20 protein-coding genes are annotated in these 22,598 nt (G+C 44.5%); 8 read left to right on the top strand and 12 right to left on the bottom strand.

From position 1 onward, the window contains the following. From A142_RS20215 to murQ, 3 genes are all read left to right on the top strand, one after another. Nucleotides 1-797, top strand: a 797-nt coding sequence (locus A142_RS20215) for a BadF/BadG/BcrA/BcrD ATPase family protein (protein ID WP_019820534.1), incomplete at its 5' end; no start/stop codon positions are given. After that, nucleotides 794-1,909 (top strand): anhydro-N-acetylmuramic acid kinase, encoded by a 1,116-nt coding sequence (locus tag A142_RS20220; RefSeq protein WP_139137197.1) that lies wholly within the window; start codon nucleotides 794-796, stop codon nucleotides 1,907-1,909. The genes A142_RS20215 and A142_RS20220, both read left to right, overlap by 4 nt. A gap of 45 nt (nucleotides 1,910-1,954) precedes the next feature. Then, nucleotides 1,955-2,875 (top strand): N-acetylmuramic acid 6-phosphate etherase, encoded by a 921-nt coding sequence (gene murQ / locus A142_RS20225; protein WP_019820537.1) that lies wholly within the window; start codon nucleotides 1,955-1,957, stop codon nucleotides 2,873-2,875. 117 nt (nucleotides 2,876-2,992) lie between these two features. Here murQ and A142_RS20230 read toward each other — a convergent pair whose 3' ends face one another. After that, nucleotides 2,993-3,343: a DUF2799 domain-containing protein gene (locus tag A142_RS20230; RefSeq protein ID WP_017098352.1), complete on the bottom strand. Its 351-nt coding sequence runs from the start codon at nucleotides 3,341-3,343 to the stop codon at nucleotides 2,993-2,995. A gap of 332 nt (nucleotides 3,344-3,675) precedes the next feature. Between A142_RS20230 and A142_RS20235 the strand changes: the two genes are divergently transcribed. The 3 genes from A142_RS20235 (at nucleotide 3,676) to btsR (ending at nucleotide 7,950) form a co-directional block, all read left to right on the top strand. Continuing rightward, nucleotides 3,676-5,169, top strand: coding sequence for a carbon starvation CstA family protein (locus A142_RS20235; protein WP_019820541.1), 1,494 nt, complete (start codon nucleotides 3,676-3,678; stop codon nucleotides 5,167-5,169). A gap of 273 nt (nucleotides 5,170-5,442) precedes the next feature. Continuing rightward, a complete protein-coding gene (locus tag A142_RS20240; RefSeq protein ID WP_019820542.1) occupies nucleotides 5,443-7,113 on the top strand; it encodes a sensor histidine kinase in 1,671 nt (556 codons plus the stop codon). A 105-nt stretch (nucleotides 7,114-7,218) separates the two neighbouring features. Further along, complete coding sequence (gene btsR, locus A142_RS20245; protein WP_017106772.1) at nucleotides 7,219-7,950, top strand: two-component system response regulator BtsR; 732 nt, start codon at nucleotides 7,219-7,221, stop codon at nucleotides 7,948-7,950. Between the two features lie 132 nt (nucleotides 7,951-8,082). Here the strand turns inward: btsR and ispH are convergent, their stop codons facing one another. From ispH to murJ, 6 genes are all read right to left on the bottom strand, one after another. Further along, complete coding sequence (ispH, locus tag A142_RS20250) at nucleotides 8,083-9,039, bottom strand: 4-hydroxy-3-methylbut-2-enyl diphosphate reductase (RefSeq protein WP_029405307.1); 957 nt, start codon at nucleotides 9,037-9,039, stop codon at nucleotides 8,083-8,085. A 136-nt stretch (nucleotides 9,040-9,175) separates the two neighbouring features. Beyond that, entirely contained in the window at nucleotides 9,176-9,607 is a 432-nt protein-coding gene (gene fkpB / locus A142_RS20255) for an FKBP-type peptidyl-prolyl cis-trans isomerase (protein ID WP_017062866.1), read from the bottom strand. Between the two features lie 149 nt (nucleotides 9,608-9,756). Beyond that, nucleotides 9,757-10,257 carry a signal peptidase II gene (gene lspA, locus A142_RS20260; RefSeq protein ID WP_019820546.1) on the bottom strand — a complete coding sequence of 167 codons (501 nt, stop codon included), beginning with the start codon at nucleotides 10,255-10,257 and terminating at the stop codon, nucleotides 9,757-9,759. A gap of 157 nt (nucleotides 10,258-10,414) precedes the next feature. Beyond that, complete coding sequence (gene ileS / locus A142_RS20265) at nucleotides 10,415-13,273, bottom strand: isoleucine--tRNA ligase (protein ID WP_019820547.1); 2,859 nt, start codon at nucleotides 13,271-13,273, stop codon at nucleotides 10,415-10,417. Nucleotides 13,274-13,336: 63 nt separating this feature from the next. Further along, entirely contained in the window at nucleotides 13,337-14,272 is a 936-nt protein-coding gene (gene ribF, locus A142_RS20270; protein WP_017088634.1) for a bifunctional riboflavin kinase/FAD synthetase, read from the bottom strand. A gap of 70 nt (nucleotides 14,273-14,342) precedes the next feature. Continuing rightward, nucleotides 14,343-15,905, bottom strand: coding sequence for a murein biosynthesis integral membrane protein MurJ (gene murJ, locus A142_RS20275; RefSeq protein ID WP_032545310.1), 1,563 nt, complete (start codon nucleotides 15,903-15,905; stop codon nucleotides 14,343-14,345). Between the two features lie 251 nt (nucleotides 15,906-16,156). On the opposite strand from murJ, the gene rpsT reads away from it, so the two are divergent. After that, complete coding sequence (rpsT, locus tag A142_RS20280; RefSeq protein WP_004739529.1) at nucleotides 16,157-16,417, top strand: 30S ribosomal protein S20; 261 nt, start codon at nucleotides 16,157-16,159, stop codon at nucleotides 16,415-16,417. Nucleotides 16,418-16,717: 300 nt separating this feature from the next. Here the strand turns inward: rpsT and A142_RS20285 are convergent, their stop codons facing one another. Then, a complete protein-coding gene (locus A142_RS20285) occupies nucleotides 16,718-17,011 on the bottom strand; it encodes an ArsR/SmtB family transcription factor (protein ID WP_004735028.1) in 294 nt (97 codons plus the stop codon). Nucleotides 17,012-17,111: 100 nt separating this feature from the next. Next, the gene (gene nhaR, locus A142_RS20290) at nucleotides 17,112-18,002 is read right to left on the bottom strand and encodes a transcriptional activator NhaR (protein WP_017062869.1); all 891 of its coding nucleotides are present in this window, start codon (nucleotides 18,000-18,002) and stop codon (nucleotides 17,112-17,114) included. Nucleotides 18,003-18,391: 389 nt separating this feature from the next. Between nhaR and A142_RS20295 the strand changes: the two genes are divergently transcribed. Next, nucleotides 18,392-19,537 carry a Na/Pi symporter gene (locus tag A142_RS20295; RefSeq protein WP_029405308.1) on the top strand — a complete coding sequence of 382 codons (1,146 nt, stop codon included), beginning with the start codon at nucleotides 18,392-18,394 and terminating at the stop codon, nucleotides 19,535-19,537. Nucleotides 19,538-20,061: 524 nt separating this feature from the next. Here A142_RS20295 and A142_RS20300 read toward each other — a convergent pair. From A142_RS20300 to A142_RS20310, 3 genes are read right to left on the bottom strand one after another with little or no spacing between them, the layout of a single operon-like run. Further along, nucleotides 20,062-20,913, bottom strand: coding sequence for a thymidylate synthase (locus tag A142_RS20300; protein WP_019820557.1), 852 nt, complete (start codon nucleotides 20,911-20,913; stop codon nucleotides 20,062-20,064). A 9-nt stretch (nucleotides 20,914-20,922) separates the two neighbouring features. After that, nucleotides 20,923-21,744 carry a prolipoprotein diacylglyceryl transferase gene (gene lgt, locus A142_RS20305; protein WP_017059338.1) on the bottom strand — a complete coding sequence of 274 codons (822 nt, stop codon included), beginning with the start codon at nucleotides 21,742-21,744 and terminating at the stop codon, nucleotides 20,923-20,925. A gap of 57 nt (nucleotides 21,745-21,801) precedes the next feature. Next, nucleotides 21,802-22,593, bottom strand: a complete 792-nt coding sequence (locus tag A142_RS20310; RefSeq protein ID WP_019820559.1) for a sulfite exporter TauE/SafE family protein — start codon at nucleotides 22,591-22,593, stop codon at nucleotides 21,802-21,804. Between the last annotated feature and the right edge of the window lie 5 nt (nucleotides 22,594-22,598).

The following is a 22,598-nucleotide window of genomic DNA, read 5'->3' on the forward strand; positions in this document are numbered from 1 at the left end:
TCGAAGAGTGTATTTTACCTGCCACGTCATTGACCTTATATGGTGAAGCTGCGATCACTCAACTGACTCATTATATTGATGAAATGTTGAGTGTGAATCAGATAAAATCACAACAGTGCTATATTGTGGTTGGCGTTGCTGGCGTAGGAAACTTAGATTTAAAAGCCAAATTGCAATCGGCGTTAACCCATTGCCCGCACCTGTATGTAACGACTGATGCAGAAGCGTCAGTATTTGGTGCTAATTCAGGACAAGGGGTTAACTGTATTGCGATTGGGACGGGATCTGTTGCGATTCAATTGGACGTACAACAAAAGACTCAACAAGTTGGTGGCTGGGGTTTCCCAATTGGTGACCAAGGTGGTGGCGCTTGGCTTGGGTTTCAAGCTGTTCAACAAACTCTCGTTGAATTAGATAACAAGCGTACTTCTTTAACGAGTCAGCTTGTAATGCGAAAGACAGGCAACGAACGCAGCCAAATTCTACAGTGGATTGGCGAAGCTAACGCGACCGATTACGCCAAATTTGCACGAGAGCTCGTTGATATGAAACAGCACTGCTCAACGGCAAGTACCATATTAAAACAAGGTATTGAAGAAATAGAAAAGCTCACACGAACATGCTCAGACTATAACTCATTACCGATTATGTTCTTAGGCAGTTTAGGACAGTTCTATCGCCCTAGGCTTTCCAAAGAACTCCAAGTTCGTACCTTAAACATTCAAGGTAATGCTCTGGATGGCGCAGATGTCATCGCTAGCCAAAAGCTCCAGCTGCTTAATTTAGGAAGTGAATAATGAAATCAGAGTTATATATCGGTGTGATGTCAGGGACGAGCATGGACGGCGTTGATACAGCCTTAGTGTCGATTGAAGATACGCGCATCACATTGCTTGCTCATGATGAGTTTCCAATGCCCGATGACCTCAAAGCAGGTCTGCTTGAAGTTTGTATTGGTCAGAAAACCGATTTGATTGCCATTGGAGAACTCGACCACCAGCTTGGCCATCTGTTTGCTGATGCGGTTCTGCAACTTCTCGAAAAGTCAGGTACACCTGCATCTTCTGTGACTGCGATTGGTAATCATGGTCAAACGGTATTCCACCAGCCAAGCGGCGAATCTCCATTTACCATGCAGTTGGGTGATGCCAACATCATTGCCGCTAAAACACAGATTCAAACGGTTGCCGATTTCAGACGTAAAGACATGGCATTAGGCGGACAAGGTGCGCCACTCGTACCCGCTTTTCACCATACGATTTTTCACCCGCAAGACAGCTCAGTTGTAGTGTTGAATATTGGTGGTATCTCGAATATTTCAGTGCTGCGCCCTAATCAGCCAACGCTTGGTTATGATACAGGTCCGGGCAATATGTTGATGGACGCTTGGGTTGATAAACACACGGGTGAGAAGTTTGACCGTGATGCGCAATTTGCGCTTAAAGGTCAACTCAATCAAGCTTTACTCGAACAGTTGTTAAATGAATCTTATCTATCTCAAATGCCACCGAAAAGTACCGGTAGAGAACTATTCAACCTACCTTGGCTAGAGCAACAATTAACAGAATTTAAAGATCTTGCAGTAGAAGATGTTCAGCGCACGCTTTGTGAATACACCGCATTGACGATAGCCAATGAAGTGGAGACTTATCGCTTGGGTAACCAGCCTGCACTGTATGTGTGTGGCGGTGGTACACAAAATCCATTGTTGATGAAGAGACTATCTGTACTGCTTCCAAGTTGGGATGTTGATTCAACCACCAGTAAAGGCGTGGATGCCGATTACATGGAAGCGATGGCTTTTGCGTGGCTTGCTCAACGTCATATTCATCAACTGCCAAGCAATTTACCAGAAGTGACTGGCGCAAGCAGAGCGGCCTCTCTAGGCGTTCTCTATCGTGCTGACTGAACAACTTTAGAACCATCATTTTAGAATCACCATTTAAGGATCATTATGAGTAACGACGCTCTCATATCAGCGCTCTCGCACCTCGTTTCGGAGGGGAGAAACCCTGATACTATGGATATTGATCTGCTCACCTCTCTCGAAGTGGTTGAAAAGATTAACCAACAAGACAAACAAGTCCCACTGGCGATTGAAGCGGAACTGCCACAGATCGCGAAAGCGGTCGATAAAATTGCTCATGCCTTTCAAAACGGTGGTCGACTGATTTATATGGGCGCAGGCACCAGTGGTCGATTAGGTGTGTTAGACGCATCAGAATGCCCACCGACTTTCGGCGTCTCAGACAAGATGGTTATCGGCCTAATTGCTGGCGGACCAGAGGCGATTTTAAAAGCCAAAGAAGGTGCAGAAGACTCGCTGACTCTCGGTATTGAAGATCTGAAAGCGATTCATTTTTCAGAAAATGATGTCGTGGTGGGCATTGCTGCGAGTGGTCGTACGCCTTACGTGATTGGTGCACTCAACTATGCCAATCAGCTTGGCGCAGTAACGGTTGCATTGTCTTGTAACCCTGATTCTCCAATTGCTGAAATCGCTCAAATCCCAATTAGCCCGGTGGTTGGCCCAGAAGCATTAACAGGTTCAACACGACTCAAATCAGGTACGGCGCAAAAGTTGGTGCTTAATATGCTGACCACAGCCAGCATGATTCGTATCGGTAAGAGCTACCAAAATCTGATGGTCGACGTAAAAGCGACCAATGAAAAGTTGGTTGCCCGCGCTGCTCGTATCGTTATCCAAGCAACGGAGTGCGACAAAGCTCTGGCAGTTTCGACACTTAAAACGACTGATTACGATGTGAAGTTATCTATTTTGATGATTCTAACAGGGCTAGATTTAGAGTTAGCCAAGGCACAACTTGATAAGCAAAATGGCTTCTTGAGAAAAGCAGTCGAGAATAATCAGTAATCTTAATTTGGCTTGTAGCTTCTCATTTAGACAGCTACTTCAACGACATACAAAAAGACCAGCACACACGCGGTACTGGTCTTTTTTTAGTTTTAATTTTTTATGGCTAGCTTGGACTTAATAGTCGTTTGAGAACTCGTCCCAGCCGCGTTGCCATTCCATACGGAAACGTTGAGCGTCTTCCGTACCAGAACACACGCCTTCATACACCTGACCAGACAAACCAATCTGATAAGCATGGTTCGGATTACAATATTCAGTCACACCTAGGTGATAACCTTCTGTGTAACTCGCTTGATCGACTGCGCCAAGCTCAGTCATCTCTGAATACGAACGCTGAGTGTGACCTTTAATACCATCACGATAGCCAATCTCTTGCCAATTGCCTTCAGCTGCTAAATCTTGAACATTGGCGCTGCATCCTGCAAGGCTAAATGCCACGGCGAATAGTGCGATTATTTTTTTCATTTCAGTCCTTTATATTTACCTAGCCATTTCCTGACGAAGCGTTGCCTTTGTGGTGATTCTCCGCTGAACACTGGCTGATGTCCACTTATGTCTGTTATCTGCCACTGATATCTATTGGTTACCACTTAAAGCAGATAAGTCACCACTTATCAGAAGCAAGACACTTCTCAACACGAATAACCAACCGCTCTACAAACGTAGCAAACCACTCAATCAGTTATAACACCACTTAATTGACTATTCGACCACTCACTCTCATAGAGGAAGTTTCTTCTCATACTCTTCTTTAATATACACCCTGACTTAATTAATACATTCAGGGATAACAAATTATGATGTGGTTTCTTACCTGTGTTGCAGCACTCATTGGTGGCTACTTTATTTACGGTGCCTTTATCGAGAAGATTTTCGGTATCAATGAAAAGCGTCAAACACCCGCTCACACTAAGCAAGATGGCGTGGACTACGTTCCAATGTCGACACCAAAGGTTTACCTAGTTCAACTGCTTAACATTGCAGGTGTAGGTCCAATCTTCGGACCTATCATGGGTGCCCTTTACGGCCCAGCAGCGATGCTTTGGATCGTGCTAGGTTGTATCTTCGCAGGTGCAGTACACGACTACTTCTCAGGTATGTTATCTATCCGTAATGGTGGTGCTTCGGTTCCAACCATCACTGGACGTTACCTAGGCAATGGCGCAAAACACTTTATGAACATCTTTGCCATTGTTCTACTGCTTCTTGTTGGTGTGGTATTTGTTTCTGCTCCTGCAGGCATGATCACTAACCTAGTGAACGACCAAACTGATTTCGCGATGTCTGCAACAACCATGGTTGTTATCATCTTTGCTTACTACATCATCGCAACGATTGTCCCTGTCGATAAAATCATTGGTCGTTTCTACCCACTGTTCGGTGCACTACTTATCTTCATGTCTGTTGGCCTAATCACTGCGATTGGTCTATCTGACGAGCACCAAATCATGGGAGGCTTCGAGATGAAAGACATGTTCACCAACATGAACCCGAATGACCTACCACTTTGGCCTGCTCTATTCATCACTATCGCTTGTGGTGCAATCTCTGGCTTCCACGCAACTCAGTCACCACTGATGGCGCGTTGTATGGAAAACGAGAAGAACGGTCGCTTCGTATTCTATGGTGCAATGATTGGTGAAGGCATCATCGCTCTAATCTGGTGTGCACTTGCTCTTTCATTCTTCGGTTCAGTTGAGTCTCTATCAGACGCAATTGCAAACGGTGGCCCAGGTAACGTGGTATACAGCGCTTCATTTGGCCTACTAGGTGTATTTGGCGGTATCCTTGCTTTCCTTGGCGTGGTTATCCTACCTATCACTTCTGGTGACACAGCGTTCCGTTCGAGCCGTCTTATCCTTGCTGAATACTTCAACATGGAACAGAAAACACTGCGTAACCGCCTACTGATGGCTTTACCGCTATTCGTTCTTGGTGGCATCCTGACTCAAGTAGATTTTGGTATCATCTGGCGCTACTTCGGCTTTGCTAACCAATCAACAGCAGTAATGATGCTGTGGACGGCTTCAGCTTACCTACTTCGCCACAACAAACTGCACTGGGTAACAACGGTTCCAGCTATCTTCATGACGTCTGTGTGTATCACATTCATTCTGAACAACAGCCAACTAGGTTTTGGTCTACCTATGCAAATCTCAACAATCGTAGGTGTGGTTTCATCTCTACTGATTACTGCTTACGTTATCAAGATTTCAAAAGGCAAAGGCGATATCGACCTGGCTGACGACGAGCAAGATCAAGAGCCAAAACCAGTGACTAAAACAGCCTAGTTCTTTTAGGCTCTTTGGAAAAAGAGACCAATCTTCATAGAAAGAGACAAAAGAACTGCCAAGCACAACTTCGCTTGCTCCCGTAATCACCCAGTGATTAGTGGAAATTAAGACTAAAGCCCGTCCACTGTGATGGGCTTTGTTATTTCTAAATATTAGTTTCTCGACCTTGGGAAACCAAAGTCATTCAATATAAGCCATGAAAAGACAAGCAAAGCTACCGTTACCAAGCAATGAGCTTTACACTTAACAAGCGTCTCAATAGGTGAAAATATGGAACTCATTCTCTCTCTGCTGCAACAAACCTGTGTCTACTTAGTGATTGCTTACATGCTAAGTAAAACCCCATTGATTCTCCCTTTGTTGAGCATCTCTTCACGCTTAAGTCATAAAATCAGCTGCTACGTTCTGTTTTCCTTGTTCTGTATTATGGGCACCTATTTTGGATTACAGATCAATGATGCCATTGCCAACACCCGAGCGATGGGAGCGGTCATGGGTGGCCTGTTTGGTGGTCCGGTTGTCGGCTTTGCGGTCGGTTTTACTGGCGGTATCCATCGTTACTCTTTGGGTGGATTCACCGATCTAGCTTGCGCGATTTCCACCACAGCAGAAGGCTTGATTGGAGGCTTGCTGCACGTTTACCTAGTCAGAAAGAACAAAGCCAGTCAGCTGTTTAATCCGCTGGTGGTGTTCTCTGTGACGCTGTTTGCAGAGATCATTCAGATGCTGATTCTGCTCGCAGTCGCTAAACCGTTTGAGCAGTCCTACGCTCTGGTTTCTGATATTGCCGCGCCAATGATCATCGCAAACTCTGTGGGTGCAGCACTGTTCATGAGCATCATCCAAGACCGTAAAACCATCTTCGAAAAATATTCTGCAACCTTCTCTCGCCGCGCATTAACCATCGCCGAACGTTCGGTAGGTATTCTGCATGGTGGGTTTAATTCCGATAACGCACAAAAAATCGTACGTATCGTTTACGAAGAGACTAATGTTGGTGCAGTGGCGATTACCGACCGAGAAAAAATCCTCGCGTTCGTTGGCATTGGCGATGAACACCACATACCTAACACTCCGATTTCATCGCAAAGCACGCTTACCTCGATGGAACAGAACGACATCATCTACCTCGATGGCAAAGAGAACCCGTACCAATGTTCTCTATCGCAAGATTGCAAATTGGGCTCTGCGCTGATTATTCCACTGCGCGCGGGTAATGAAGTGGTCGGTACCATCAAACTGTATGAGCCAAAGCTAAAGCTGTTCTCGACCATCAACATGTCGATGGGTGAAGGCATCGCTCAGCTATTGTCGAGTCAGATCCTATTCAGTAACTATCAGCAACAGCAAACGCTACTGACTCAAGCAGAAATCAAACTGCTGCACGCTCAAGTTAACCCTCACTTCTTGTTTAATGCACTCAACACCATCAGTGCCGTAACACGTCGTGACCCTGATAAAGCACGAGAGCTTATTCAGCATCTGTCTCACTTCTTTAGAAGTAACCTGAAACAGAACATCAATACTGTGAAACTCAAAGACGAGCTGGCACACGTCAATGCGTACCTAACTATTGAGAAGGCGCGTTTTACTGACCGATTAGAAGTGGAATGGGATATCGCCCCACAGCTGTATGAGTCGCAACTGCCGAGCTTTACCTTGCAGCCACTGGTTGAAAACGCCATCAAGCATGGTATTTCAAACATGTTAGAAGGCGGCAAAGTGAAGATCTATAGCGAGGCTTTCGAGGGTGGATTCAAGCTGGTCGTGGAAGACAATGCTGGTAATTATCAGAAGCCATCTCAAGATCACGTTGGATTAGGCATGGAAATTGTTGATAAACGACTCACTAATTTCTTTGGACAAGATTCAGCACTAAAAATAGAATCTCAACCACAGCAATTTACTCGAATGAGCTTTATCATACCTATACTCAAATAATGGTATTTTCGGAGATGAATCGCTCCGAGTTGAAACATTTAGAAGCAGATATTTAAAAGATAAGCGTGAATCAAGCAGGGATAGAACCAAGATGAAGATTGTAGGATGTTAAAGGCATTAGTTGTCGATGATGAGCTTTTTGCTCGCGAAGAGCTGATTGAGCTACTGACTGAAACCGGTGAAGTAGAAATCATTGGCCAAGCGAGTAACGCGATCGAAGGACTGAAACAGATCAACCTACTCAAGCCGGATGTAGTGTATTTGGATATCCAGATGCCGCAGGTTACCGGGATTGAACTGTTAAGCATGCTTGACCCAGACACCATGCCTTACGTAGTGTTCGTCACCGCCTACGACCAATATGCGATTCAAGCTTTTGAAGACAATGCCTTTGATTACCTACTCAAACCGGTTGAACCTTGTCGATTAAACAAGAGTGTTTGTCGTCTGAATAAAGTCATCAAGCAGAACCAAAAAGCGCCAGAACAAAACATCTCTGCGATTGCTCCCTGTCACTTAGAACAAATACCATGTATTGGTCATAACCGCATTGTGATCATGGCAAGCCAAACGGTCGAGTGCGCTTATTCAGATATCAGCGGTGTGCATGTTCGTAGCTCATCACAAACCGCCACTTCACAGTTAACCCTGAAGATCCTAGAAGAAAAGACCGATTTGATCCGCTGTCATCGCCAATATTTGATCAACATAAAATCGATCCAAGAGATCAAACTGTTAGAAAATGGATTAGCCGAGATCATTACACTGACTGGCTTTGAAGTGCCTGTCAGTCGTCGTTATCTCAAGACATTGAAAGAGCAACTCGGTCTTCAGTAAACACATTTAAGGCCAAGATATAGCGCGTTCAAAAAAGCCAACGTATCAACGTTGGCTTTTTACTGTTTACAAATCGATAGTGTTTAAGAATCGCTAGTATCACAAATCGATGGTGTCACCAATCAATAGAGATTAGTCGACTTGCTTAATCTGCAGCTCTTTTGGTACTTCGAAGAACATGTTCTCTTCACGGCCTTGAATCTCTTCGACTTCAGTTGCGCCCAACTCACGAATACGATCTAAGATTTGATTTACTAGCTCTTCAGGCGCTGAAGCACCCGCTGTCACACCAATTTTCTTCTTGCCTTCAACCCATTCTGTTTGAATGTCTTCAGGACAATCGGTTAGGTAACCTGGCGTGCCTAGCTTCTCAGCCAGCTCTTTCAAACGTGTTGAATTCGATGAGTTCTTAGAGCCGACAACAATCACGACATCAACATCACCGGCCATCTCACGAATTGCGTCCTGACGATTTTGAGTCGCGTAGCAGATATCGTCTTTACGTGGGCCTTGGATCTCAGGGAACACGCGACGTAACTCTTCAATCACATCTGCGGTTTCATCAACTGACAACGTGGTTTGGCTAACGTAATGCAGGTTACTTGGATCATTCACCACTAGGTTCTGTACATCCTCTGGCTTCTCAACCAAGTACATACCACCAGTTTGGCTAGCGTACTGACCCATAGTGCCTTCCACTTCAGGGTGACCCGCGTGACCAATCAGTACCACTTCCATATGTTTGCGGCTCGCACGAGCAACCTCCATATGAACTTTAGTCACCAAAGGACACGTTGCATCAAATACAGTCAGTTCGCGCTCTTTTGCTTCTTTACGAACGGCTTGAGATACACCGTGAGCAGAGAAAATTACGATGTTGTCGTCTGGCACTTCACTTAGCTCTTCGACAAAAATAGCACCACGCTGCTTTAGCCTCTCAACAACAAAGCGGTTGTGTACCACTTCATGGCGAACATAGATCGGTGGCTGATACATTTCGAGTGCACGCTCTACGATGCTGATCGCACGATCGACACCGGCACAAAAGCCACGAGGGTTAGCTAACATTATTTTCATTTCATTGCTCATCATTTACCGCGGTACTAAGGTTGTTTCTATAGAGTTCGCCGTCAGCGAGGTTCGCATTCTACAGTGAAGCGTCTAGACAGTGAAGCTCTGGGTGAGATCACAGCTGTAAGGCTATCTTATTCTAGCGTGAAGACAGCTATTCTACCGTTAAGATATTGACGTCAAAGGTAACATCTTGACCAGCGAGTGGGTGATTAAAATCAACCGTCACTGAATCACCTGCGATCTCAGTAATAATACCTGGAATTTCCATACCGTCAGGACCAGAGAATGCCATGATAGTGCCCACTTCAACTTCAGAATCGCCAACAAACTTAGCACGATCCATATAGTGAATATGATCAGGGTTTGGCATACCAAACGCGTCTTCCGCTTTCAGTTCGATAGACTTTTCAGTACCGGCTTCAAGTCCAAGTAAGCACGCTTCAAAGTTCTCACTTAGGCTGCCATCGCCCATGACGAACTTTGCTGGTTTGCCCATGTTTTCCGTACTATCGGCAACTGAACCATCCTTCATTTTAATCGTAAAATGTAGAGTTACTGCTGAATCATTTTTAATTGCTGCCACGTTACTTTCCTTAGATTTCTTTATTATTTGAGGATGCGCTGTGCTTTGCTTCCTTGTTGACTGAAGCATAAAAAAAAGCGCCGTCGGAATCAACCGACAGCGCTTAGGGCTATTCTATTCTGTGAGTCATAGACTGACTTTGAGGCAAGCTATTTGCTTTCGTCTTTCTTACGGAAACCATCTAAGATGATCATCGCAGCACCGATACAGATTCCCATATCCGCTAAGTTAAATGCAGGCCAGTGGTAAGTGCCCCAGTAGAAGTCTAAGTAATCGACAACAAAGCCGTGTACGACTCGGTCAAACACATTACCTACCGCGCCACCAATGATGATCGCATAAGCAATGTTATTCCACTTCTCTGTTGCTGGTAGTTTGCTCATCCAGTACGTCAGCATAACTGTTACCGCAAATGCGATACCCGTAAATAACCAACGCTGCCAACCACTTTGATCACTCAAGAAGCTAAACGCTGCACCGTAGTTATGCACGTACAGAAAGTTAAAGAATGGCAGCACCTCAATACGGTTTGCCCAACCATAACCCATGTTGTCCATGACAAAGAGTTTAATGCCGATATCAGCCAAGAAGACCAATAGAGCCAGCCATAACCAACGTACACCAGATTGTTTTAACGAAACTTCACTCATTTCTATTCCTAGTATTTACGAAGTTGGTATTCATTGTTAGTCACTTTAAGTGACCTTGATTACCAACTTGGTTAAACACATTTCCTATAACTAAAAATAACCCCAGTAGATACTGGGGCTATGATTTTTACAAAAAGTTCAGTCTTTCTCTGAGTCGTTATGCGAACTTGCGCACTTCGCCTTCACCGTCGATGTTCGACACACAACGACCACAAACTTTCTCGTGACCTTCGATAGTGCCTACATCTGGAGTGTGGTGCCAGCAACGGTCACACTTCTCAGCTTCAGTAGCCGCAACTTCAACGAATAGACCAGCAACGTCTGTCGCTTGCGCTGCATCAGACTTCTCGCTCAGTGGCTTAACAACAGCTGCAGAAGTGATAAGTACGAAACGTAGCTCATCTTCTAGCTTATTGATTTTAGCCGCTAGTGCATCGTCAGCGTATAGAGTAACTTCAGCTTGCAGTGCACCACCGATCGTTTTCTCTTTACGAGCATCTTCAAGAAGCTTGTTCACTGCACCACGAACAGACTGGATCTCAGTCCAGAATTCGTTGCTTAGCTCTTCGCCTTCGGCAAGACCAAATAGACCTTCGAACCACTCACCTGTGAATACGAACGTGTCGCGCTCACCCGGCATTTCATTCCAGATTTCATCTGCAGTGAACGACATGATAGGTGCCATCCAACGAACTAGAGCTTCTACGATGTAGTAAAGCGCCGTTTGACAGCTACGTTGAGCATGGCTGCCCTGCTTCGCTGTGTACTGACGGTCTTTAATTACGTCTAGGTAGAAAGAACCCATTTCGATAGAACAGAACTGCATTAGACGTTGAGTCACACCGTGAGTGTTGTACTCGCCGTATGCTTTAACAATCTCTTCTTGTGCAGCTTGAGCACGGCCAACAGCCCAGCGATCAAGTGCAACCATCTCTTCAGCAGGAACTAGGTCAGTTTCAGGGTTGAAACCGTTCAAGTTCGCTAGGAAGAAACGCGCTGTGTTACGAATACGACGGTAAGCATCCGCTGAACGCTTCAGGATTTCATCAGAAACCGCAACTTCACCCGTGTAGTCTGTAGAAGCAACCCATAGACGCAGAATATCTGCACCTAGCTTGTTAGTTACGTCTTTAGGAGCAACAACGTTACCGATAGATTTAGACATCTTACGGCCGTTACCATCAACCACGAAACCGTGTGTTAGTACTTGCTTGTACGGTGCTTCGTCTTTCATCGCGATAGATGAAATTAGAGAAGACTGGAACCAGCCACGGTGTTGGTCTGAACCTTCAAGGTAAAGATCAGCACTGTGAGTACGCTCTTCGTTCGGGAAGTTGTACTCTTCACGAGAATCAACAACAGAGAAGTGCGTAACACCTGAGTCGAACCATACGTCTAGCGTATCCATTACTTTTTCGTACTTATCAGCGTCTTCTGCGCCCATAAGTTCAGCAGCGTCTACATCCCACCAAGCTTGAATGCCTTTCTCTTCAACTAGCTTCGCTACTTTTTCAATAAGTGCAGGGCTTTCTGGGTGAAGTTCTGCTGTTTCTTTATGAACGAACAGAGCAATTGGCACACCCCAAGTACGTTGACGAGAAATACACCACTCAGGGCGACCTTCAACCATGCCTTCAATACGGCTTTGACCCCATTCAGGCAACCACTCAACACTCTTGATTGACTCTAGTGCTTTAGCACGTAGGCCAGCTTGATCCATAGAGATGAACCATTGTGGTGTTGCGCGGAAGATGATTGGAGTTTTGTGTCTCCAACAGTGTGGGTAGCTGTGCTCGTAAGCGTGGTGATGTAGAAGTGCACCTTTCTCTTTTAGAACTTCTAAAACAGAGTCGTTCGCTTTGAATACGTGCTGACCGGCAAATAGCTCAGTATCTGGCAGGTAAACGCCGTTTGAACCAACTGGGTTAGCTATTTCTAGGTTGTACTTTTTACCAACCACGAAATCCTCTTGACCGTGGCCAGGCGCAGTGTGAACCACACCAGTACCTGAATCCGTTGTAACGTGGTCACCAAGAACAGCAGGAACAGTAAAGTCGTAGAACGGGTGGTTGAACTGAGAAAGCTCAAGATCAGCACCTGTAGCAAAACCAAGGTTGTGGAAGTGCTCGATACCTGCACGATCCATTACGTCTTTTGCTAGTTCAGAAGCAACAACGATACGTTGAGCAGGCTGGTCGCCATTCGCTTCAACTTGGATAAGCACGTATTCAAGATCATCACGTAGACATACTGCGCGGTTAGCTGGCAGAGTCCATGGTGTTGTCGTCCAGATAACGATAGAAATTTCGCCTTGACCCGCATGACCTTCAGCTAGAGTGAATTTCTCTAGAAGCGCCGCTTCGTCAGCTGCTGTAAATTTCACATCGATAGATGGAGAAACTTTATCTTTGTATTCAACTTCAGCTTCAGCCAGAGCAGAACCACAGTCAGTACACCAGTGAACTGGCTTGAAACCTTTAAGAAGGTGACCTTTATCTGCGATTTTGCCAAGAGAACGAATGATGTTCGCTTCAGTGCCGAAATCCATAGTGCGGTAAGGTTTGTCCCACTCGCCCATAATGCCAAGACGTTTGAAGCTCTCTTTCTGACCTTCAACTTGACCCGCAGCGTACTTACGACACTCTTCGCGGAATTCAGCAGCCGAAATCTTCTGACCAGGCTTACCTTTCTTCTTCTCAACCATTAGCTCGATTGGAAGACCGTGACAGTCCCAACCAGGGATGTACGGTGCATCAAAACCAGAAAGGGTCTTAGATTTGATAATAATGTCTTTAAGAATCTTATTCAGCGCGTGGCCAATGTGAATGTCGCCGTTCGCGTATGGAGGGCCATCATGCAGTACGAAAGATTTTTTACCTTTCTTTGCCTTACGGATTTCGCCGTAAAGATCTTCTTTGTACCAACGCTTCAGCATTTCTGGCTCACGATTTGCCAGATTGCCGCGCATTGGGAACCCTGTTTCTGGTAAGTTCAGGGTATCTTTATAATCACTCATCGATTCTTAATTCCGTTATATTGGGCGAAGTTAGACATTATGTTAATCGGTGGAATCATCCGATTAATTCTTTAGCTGAAGCAGCCACACCCTTGCGGCTTCAGCATCCAATTCTATTTGATTCTTTAGTGCGTCGAACGATTCAAATTTTATCTCGTCGCGCAGTTTGTGCAAAAGTCGTACTTCTAACTGTTTACCATATAAATTGGCTTTAAAGTCAAAAAAATGCACTTCTAATTGCTGCCTTACCCCATTAACTGTTGGTCGTTGTCCAATATTAGCAACGCCACCGACAGGAACACCGTCGATATCCAAAGCTTCAACAACATACACTCCCGATACAGGAGAAACACAACGCTTTAATGGAATATTAGCGGTAGGGAAACCGATAGTTCTCCCTAGTTTTCGACCATGGGACACTCGACCACTAATACTGTAATCACGTCCTAACATGGTAGCACTTGCAGCCAAGTCATCGACCGCTAATGCATTTCGTATCTCAGTACTGCTTACTCGTAATTGGTTTAAGCAATAGCTTTGGGTGCTTACCACCTCAAAACCGTACTTCTCGCCCGCCTCTTTGAGCATAGCGAAATTGCCAGTGCGACCTTTACCAAAGCAAAAATCGTCACCAACTACCAAGAACTTCACACCAAGCTTATCAACCAAAAGATCCTTAATGAATGCTTCCGCGGATAAACTTGCAAAATACTGATTAAAATTAACGCACAATAAGCGACTGATATCTAGCTTGCTCAGTTGCACGTATTTATCTCGTAAGCGAGTTAAACGTGCTGGCGCTTTATCTCGGGCAAACAGCTCCATAGGCTGCGGCTCAAACGTCATAACAACAGAAGGTAGTCCTAATGCTGCAGCTTGTTTAGAAACCTGACTCAGAACCTCTTGATGTCCTAAATGAACACCATCGAAGTTACCTATGGTTAATACACAGCCATGATGCTGCGCTTTAATATTGTGTATACCTCGGATCAGTTCCATTATGATCAGCTAAAACCTGTTATTTGCATCATTTATTGTGTGAAACCGACGGATTATATACTAATCAGTATTAATCTGTCGCTGCTTTTAAATGTTTTACTCGGATACCTAAAATCAGTACCGAAACAATATAAACAAAGCCACCAAGTCCAATCAAGCCTGTTAATGTCAGCGCTCTCTGGCTGAAGCTCCATTCAAGCCAATGTTGCATATTATCCAGCTGCCATAAAATAGCCGCTACCATCACCACACCTGAGATAATCAATTTGGCACTAAACAACAAGGTTGTCTTAGTTAGTTGATACACACCCGCAAGGTGTAATCCACGATATAACAATGCCATATTCACAAAGGCAGACAGTGCCGTCGCAATCGCCAAACCCACATAACCATAGAAATAAGCAAAGATCGCGTTAAACACCATATTGGTCACCATAGCGATAATGCCGTACTTAACCGGTGTTTTGGTATCTTGGCGAGAGTAATAGCCCGGAGCTAAAACTTTAATCAGCATGAAATTAAGCAAGCCTGATGCGTAAGCTACCAATGACATCGATGCTTGCTGTACATCGTGTGGAGAGAACTCACCACGCATAAATAGCACCATCAACATGGGTTTAGCTAAAACGATAAGACCTAACATCGCAGGAATACCAAGCAGCAACACCATGCGCACGCCCCAATCCATGGTATGCGCGAACCCTTCCCCTTGAGCATCTACGTGTTTACGAGACAAAGCAGGAAGAATCACAGTCGCAATCGCGATACCGAATAAACCGAGAGGAAATTCAAGCAGTCGGTCTGAGTAGTACAACCAACTGATAGAGCCTGTTGCGAGGAAGCTGGCAATAAAGGTATCAAACAATAAGTTGATTTGGCTGACCGATACACCGAACAGAGCAGGGATCATTAATGTGCGGATCTTAACCACACCCGGGTCTCTCCATCCCCACTTCGGCTTAACCAACACACCCGCTTTGATCAAGAAAGGCATTTGGAAAAGGAATTGGACTAAGCCACCAAGAAACACACCAATAGCCAAACCAATTTCTGGTTGTTCTAAATTAGGTGAGATAAACCATGCAGCGCCTATGATCATCACGTTCAAGAACACTGGAGTAAAAGAAGAGACCGCAAACTTACCTAATGTATTAAGAATGGCACCAGATAACGCAACAAAGGTGATAAACCACAAATAAGGAAAGGTAATCTTGAGCATAAAACTCGCTAGCTCAAATTTTGGCGCAGCTGGACCGTCATTTAACCAATCGATAAACCAACCGGCACCAAACATCGCAGTGATTACACCTGAGCCTAACACCCCGATAACGGTAACGATAGAGACTAACACCCCGAGCGTGCCCGACACCTTAGCAATTAAATCTCGAGTCTTATCTTTATCACCTGCGGCGTGATATTCCGTTAATACAGGAACAAACGCTTGAGAAAACGCACCTTCTGCAAAAAGTCGACGTAAGAAATTAGGAATTTTATTAGCGAAGAAGAATACGTCGGCACTCGCTCCAGCCCCCATCAAATTTGCTACTACTACATCACGTACTAGCCCCAATACACGGGAAACAAAAGTCATTGCACTGACAATCAGGCCTGACTTTAATAGTCGTTTACTCACAGAAACCTCTGACACTGGTTGATTACTTTCAAGCGAGGATAAATACTATCCTATCCTAAGAAGCATATTTATTAGCATTGGTCTAAAAATGCTGTTAGAATCCCCGCCATCTTAACCGCGATGACCTTTCCATACCAAAGTTTGTTTGGCTACGATTGGTTTTTGCACAAATCATTTGACAATTAAGCGCTAATGAGGGATAGTCCTCGCCCTTAAATTGTCACCGAACTAAGTTTTTGGGAGTTAGACCCTTGGCAAACAGTAAATCTGCTAAGAAGCGCGCTATCCAAGCTGAGAAACGTCGCCAGCACAATGCTAGCCGTCGTTCTATGATGCGCACTTACATGAAAAAGACTATCGCAGCTATCGCAGCTGGTGATAAAGAAGCTGCAACTGCTGCTCTTGTAGAAGTTACACCACTTCTTGACCGTATGGCGACTAAAGGCCTTATTCATAAGAATAAAGCTGCACGTCATAAGTCTCGTTTCGCTGCTGCAATCAAAGCTCTTTAATAGAAATTTGATTACAACGCAAAACGAAAAAAACCGGCCTAGGCCGGTTTTTTTATATCTAAATTTTGAGTAACGCTTTTATTTTACGTGCTAACAGCCGTTTTGCTTACCGATAGACTGTTAAGCCGATAGATAAAACAAACAATCAGGAAAATAAATAGAGAAGCAAATTAGTACGTAGATAGGTAGATAGGTAGATAGGTAGATAGGTAGATAAACATTAACGTTCAATGTGAAATACTAACACTTCCTTGTGTCATTCTATCGCTGATAAGAAATCCCCCTCCCACCAGCAATAAGCTACTTGCAGTAAATACCATGCAGTAGGTTAATCATCGCTTTTACTTCTTCACTACTCAATGTGTAATACACAGTTTGAGCTTCTTTGCGAGTTTCGACCAAACCATCTCTTCTCAACCAAGCAAGATGTTGAGATAAAGCAGACTGACTCAGTTCCAACTTGCCACACAGCTCCCCAACCGACAGTTCAGTACCATGTAATAGGCACAGAATCTGTAAGCGACGCTCGTTAGCCATGGCTTTAAGTAGAATCACAGCTTGTGCTGAGTTCTTCTCCATCTCTTTTAAGTTCATAGTTTGAATCCCTACAACCTTTACGCCAACTACGGGCTATCAGTATTTCCGGCATATGGTGAAGCTATGATAATCGATATCAATTCATTAACAAACTAACTCATTCGAACAATTTGCTAAAATCTGCGTCACATACGTTTTTTACTGCTGGATGTTGGATCATCCTCTCAGCAAATATGACGTAGTACTCCTCTTTTAACTCTTCAATACCACCTAATAGTTGCAGTGATGTGTCGTCTTCCACTTCAGACATATAAAGCGTCGGTGCTAAAAATATTGCGTCATGATGATAGCGAGCAAAAGCCTTCATCAATGCGGCATCATCAAACTCACCTAAAATATCAGGCTTAAGTCCTTGTCTATCAAACCATTGCAGCACTTTACGCCCCATTGAGGTTCGGCTGCCAGGGATCAAAAGCTTTCTTTGCTCCAATACAGCAGGGAAATTAACACCTTCAACCTGACCTGAACTGAAAAAGCTCATTCCACTCTCACCCAGCTTTTTACTGAACAGGCCCGGGCTTTGACTAGAGTCCACCGGACAGTCAGACAAAATCATATCGAGCTTATGTTGAGAGAGTTGCTCAAGTAGCATTTCATGGGTCGATTCAAAACAGCGTAAATGAATGCTGTTATCTGGGGGAATGGTCGACATCAGTATCTTACTGACGAGTCTTTTAGAGAGCGCATCCGCGACGCCAACATCAAACAGAATATTGGAGTGCTGGCTGTAATTCACGATATCCAGCATCTCGTAACTCAGGCCAAACATACGATCGGCATATTTGAAGACCAGCTGCCCAAGTTCTGTAGGCTCAACACTGCGGCCATTACGCTTGGTCAACTTGCCATCCATGCGCTCTTCTAAGGCTTTTATCTGCCCCGTTACCGTTTGTGGTGTTAGGAATAGGGCTTCTGCAGCTTTAGTAACAGAGCCTTGCTTGCAAACCATCCAGAAGTAATACAGATGGTTGTAGTTGAGATGCGACATAGATGTGCCGTAATAAAAGAGTAGATACCCTTTTATATCAAATATGACACCGCCACTCAATAAACTCGGAAAAACCTAACCAAAAATGACTTTATCGCTTATTTTTTCGAAGTGTCTAATTTCATAATGTAATATTTCAGCGATTATTTTCAATTTTTTTCTAACTTTTAAGATCTATATCACCAAGTCAAAATCAACAAAAACACCAATCAAAACAAAAGGTTAAATTAACAACATTTACTGTCAAAATATTTAAACAGCAAATCATCACAAAAAACTCCAACCTAAACCAAAATGTAATATTACTGAAATATTTGTTCTCTAACATCACGCTCAGATTAAACAAACAGACCAAACACAGACTTAAACGGTCCAATGGAGAAAACATTATGAACCAAGCTACTACTGCAGCAGCGCCTATCTCGAGCACTACTCGTTGGCTACGCTGGGCTAACTTGGCATTCATGCTTTACCTACTATTACTTTCAGTTTCAATGGTTGGTACAGGCTTCAAATGGGCAACAGGCGAGCAAGCAAAAGTTCTTTTCGAATTTGCTTCACACCCAGTTGCAGGCTTAATGATTGGTTTAGTAGCAACAGCGCTTATTCAATCATCAAGTACAGTTACTTCAATTATCGTTGGCCTTGTGGCAGGTGGTTTACCTGTTGAGCTAGCAATTCCTATGATCATGGGTGCTAACATTGGTACTACGGTAACCAATACGCTAGTTAGCCTTGGTCACGTTCGTTGTAAAGAAGAGTTCAAACGTGCATTCGCAAGTGCGACAATCCACGACTTCTTTAACCTATTAGCCGTTGCTATCTTCCTACCACTAGAGATGGCGTTTGGTATTCTAGAAAAGATTTCTCACTGGTTGGTATCACCAATGCTAGCAACAGGTGATATGAGCATGGGTGGTCTTAACTTCATCAAGCCAATCACTAAGCCAGTAGTTAGTGCGATTAAAGAGCCTCTATCAACATTTGGCGACACTGTTGGTGGCATCATGCTTATCGTTCTAGGTATTGCGACTATCTTCGTAGCTATCACGGTAATGGGTAAGCTAATGAAGAGCCTGATGGTTGGCCGTGCTCGTGAGATTCTAAAGAATGCAATTGGTCGTGGTCCTATCCACGGTATCGCTTCTGGCTCTATCGTTACTATCCTTGTTCAGTCTTCTTCTACGACAACAAGCTTGATGGTTCCACTAGTAGGCTCAGGTGTTCTTAAAGTACGTGACGTTTACCCATTCACTCTTGGCGCAAACATCGGTACATGTATTACGGCTCTACTTGCAGCTACAGCAGTATCTGGTGAGTTCGCAGTATTCGCACTACAAATTGCTCTAGTACACTTGGTGTTCAACATCATGGCAACGGTATTCATCTTCGGTATTCCGTTCCTACGTGAGCTACCAGTTAAAGCGGCAGACATGATTTCAGACATGGCTGTGAAGAACAAATCAGTAGTCGCTGGTTACCTTGTTGCGGTATTCCTTGTACTGCCTGGTAGCGTGTTAGCTTTGACTGCTTAATAGCAAAACAAACATCGCTTATAGCAAAGCCCGCAACCTCCTAGGTTGCGGGCTTTTTCTTTTTAGGAACAGATGCAGGAAACAAAAAGAAGATACGGGATTCGTGTAAACGAGTAACGAAAAGCGACTCTCTCTAATTATCTGCGTTTTAATATTTCGTATCTAACTGACTCAAATCTAAACACGCTCTTCGCATTTCGAATCCCGTTTACTCGCATCTAAAAATCCGTCATTCCCTAAAGCGAGGAACGAGCGGGATAGGGAATCTACGCAGCGCACAACACCCAAAGATCCCCTACTCCTTCCTTCGTCAGTCTAGGGAATGATGAATCGAAAAAAGATTCGAGATGCGTGTAAGCGAGTATCGAAGAGAAAGAGCCAATGCGCGTTGAGAGTATACGAGTAACATAAAGCATATGATTTCTCTGCTCTTCGCATCTCGAATCTCGATTACTCGTCACTGTAACTTAGATACAAAAAAGGCTGCACAGAGGCAGCCTTTCAATCAAACAAAGCGAGTGAGATTAAACCGAGAACGGGTACTTAATCGCTTCGTGGCATTCGTAACCTTCAACCCGGAAGTCATCCATCGTTACCCACGTTTCCAAATCTTCTAGAGACTTAATCTCAGGATTGATATGGAATGTTGGGCCAGCTAACGGCTCACGCTTTAACTGGATATCACGCATAGGTGCAAGTTGATCTTCGTAGATATGAGCATTCACAAGCTTATGGTAAGCCACGCCAGCTTTCTTGCCCGTGATTTGCGCCATGATCGCTAGGAAGACGTACACTTGAACCATGTTGAAGTTCAGGCCTAGTGGTACATCGCAAGAGCGCTGAGTGCTGTTTAGGTACAGAGTATCACCAAGTAGAGAGAAGTGATGGCTGTACATACACGGACGCAAACAACCCATGTGGAACTCACCTGGGTTATAGAAGTTTAAGATCTCGCCACGGTCATCAATACCGTTCGTAAGATCATCAACAATCTTCTTAAGTTGGTCGATATGACCGCCATCAGGTTTTGCCCATGCACGTCCTTGAACGCCATAAACACGGCCCATGTCATCTTCACCCTTGCGGTAAGGATTATTCAGCCATGCTTCGTTCAGGTTCGAATTCGCATCCCAAGTTTTAGTCCCTAGCTTACGAAAATCTTCAGCATTGTCGTAACCACGGATATAGCCAAGCAATTCAGCAACTGCGGCTTTCCAAAAGCTTTTACGCGTTGTTACCAGTGGGAATTGGTTATTACCAACATCATATTCAAGGTCAGCATTGATCACGGTTAGGCAGCGCTTGCCCGTGCGTTCATTTTCAATCCAAGTACCGTCATCAACGATACGCTGACAGAGATCTAAATACTGTTTCACACCAATTCCTTACTTCGTTTGTTGTGGTAATTCGTCTTTGTAGTGACCACGCTTGTATGCCCACACCATCATCAGCACACCGATGATAACCATTGGCAGTGACAAAATTTGTCCCATAGAGATAAACCCACCGAACAAACCTAGGTGAGCATCAGGTTCACGTACGTATTCAACTAAGAAGCGGAATGTACCATATCCAGCTAGGAATAACCCTGATACAGAACCAAGAGGACGCGGCTTTTTGATAAACCAGTTCAAGATGAAGAACAGCACAATACCTTCAAGCGCCATCTCGTAAAGTTGAGATGGGTGACGAGGAAGTGGGCCACCGTTAGGGAAGACAATAGCCCATGGCACATCAGTCACACGGCCCCAAAGCTCGCTGTTCATGAAGTTACCTAAGCGTCCCATGCCTAAACCAAATGGCACTAATGGTGCAATCATGTCTGCCACACCAAAGAAGGTTCGACCGTTCTTTTTGGCATACCAAAACATGGCAGTAATAACACCAAGCAAACCACCGTGAAAAGACATACCACCAGTCCATACCTTAAATAGATAAAGAGGATCTGCTAGGAAAAGGTCAAAGTTGTAGAAAAGTACGTAGCCAATACGACCACCCAGCACCACACCTAGAAAGCCAGCAAACAGTAAGTCTGATACTTGCTCTCGAGTCCAACCGCTACCCGGTTGATCAGCTCGACGATTTGCTAACCAAAGAGCAAACATAAAACCGACAAGGTACATTAAGCCGTACCAACGAACTGAGATTGGTCCTAGTTCAATAAGAACAGGATCGATATTTGGGAATTCGATAAAACCCTGAGACATACTTGGCTCTCTATCTAAATTGATTAACGGTTAGCTCAATGGCTAACAGAAAAGACACTACAGCAGCATTGTGGCTGCTATAAACATTAAAAATACCGCAAAGAATTTCTTCAGCACAGAGGTTGGCAATTGAGTGGCCAGTTTCGCCCCCACTCGAGTGGTCAAAACTGAGGTACAAGATATCGCGATCAAAGCCGGCAGATAAACGTAACCTAAGCTATACGCAGGAAGATCATCAACAGAAGATCCATGCCAAATGAAACCGAGCATTCCCGAAATCGCGATAACACAACCGCATACCGAAGATGAGCCCACAGCTTTGCGCATTTCCACACCATGATGGTTAAGGAAAGGCACCGATAAAGACCCACCGCCAATGCCCGCCAAGCTTGATACCAAACCAATACCGCCACCACACAATACGGTTTTAGCTGAACCCGGCATCGACTTTTGGCTCTTAGAGCGAATCGACAACAGCATTTGCAACGCCAATACCAAAACAATCACACCAAAGACTTTTGGTAAGTATTGAGCTGGAATGACATCGGCCACGAAAGAACCGAGGAAGCCGCCTATAACGACACCCGGCATCAACCACTTAACGACAAATATCTCTACGTTACCTAATTTTAAATGGTTAATCGCAGACGATCCCGACGTAACAATGATGGTTGATAGCGAAGTAGCCAATGCCATTTGCATCGCAAACTCTTGGGGGATACCCGCTTTAGGAAGCAAAAACAGTAAGGCAGGAACCACCAGCAAACCACCACCAATGCCTAGCAAGCCTGCTAAAACACCAACAATAGCACCAAGGCTTGCTAACAAGCCTATTAGTTCATATGACACGTTAA

The sequence above is a fragment of the Vibrio splendidus 12E03 genome (assembly GCF_000272105.2).
Classification (GTDB): Bacteria; Pseudomonadota; Gammaproteobacteria; order Enterobacterales; family Vibrionaceae; genus Vibrio; species Vibrio splendidus_I.

Bases quoted from the DNA above. Each gene is read 5' to 3' on its own strand.
- murQ (WP_019820537.1), top strand. From the start codon at position 1,955: ATGAGTAACGACGCTCTCATATCAGCGCTCTCGCACCTCGTTTCGGAG.
- A142_RS20230 (WP_017098352.1), bottom strand. From the start codon at position 3,343: ATGAAAAAAATAATCGCACTATTCGCCGTGGCATTTAGCCTTGCAGGA.
- A142_RS20235 (WP_019820541.1), top strand. From the start codon at position 3,676: ATGATGTGGTTTCTTACCTGTGTTGCAGCACTCATTGGTGGCTACTTT.
- A142_RS20240 (WP_019820542.1), top strand. From the start codon at position 5,443: ATGGAACTCATTCTCTCTCTGCTGCAACAAACCTGTGTCTACTTAGTG.
- btsR (WP_017106772.1), top strand. From the start codon at position 7,219: ATGTTAAAGGCATTAGTTGTCGATGATGAGCTTTTTGCTCGCGAAGAG.
- ispH (WP_029405307.1), bottom strand. From the start codon at position 9,039: ATGAGCAATGAAATGAAAATAATGTTAGCTAACCCTCGTGGCTTTTGT.
- lspA (WP_019820546.1), bottom strand. From the start codon at position 10,257: ATGAGTGAAGTTTCGTTAAAACAATCTGGTGTACGTTGGTTATGGCTG.
- ileS (WP_019820547.1), bottom strand. From the start codon at position 13,273: ATGAGTGATTATAAAGATACCCTGAACTTACCAGAAACAGGGTTCCCA.
- ribF (WP_017088634.1), bottom strand. From the start codon at position 14,272: ATGGAACTGATCCGAGGTATACACAATATTAAAGCGCAGCATCATGGC.
- A142_RS20285 (WP_004735028.1), bottom strand. From the start codon at position 17,011: ATGAACTTAAAAGAGATGGAGAAGAACTCAGCACAAGCTGTGATTCTA.
- nhaR (WP_017062869.1), bottom strand. From the start codon at position 18,002: ATGTCGCATCTCAACTACAACCATCTGTATTACTTCTGGATGGTTTGC.
- A142_RS20295 (WP_029405308.1), top strand. From the start codon at position 18,392: ATGAACCAAGCTACTACTGCAGCAGCGCCTATCTCGAGCACTACTCGT.
- lgt (WP_017059338.1), bottom strand. From the start codon at position 21,744: ATGTCTCAGGGTTTTATCGAATTCCCAAATATCGATCCTGTTCTTATT.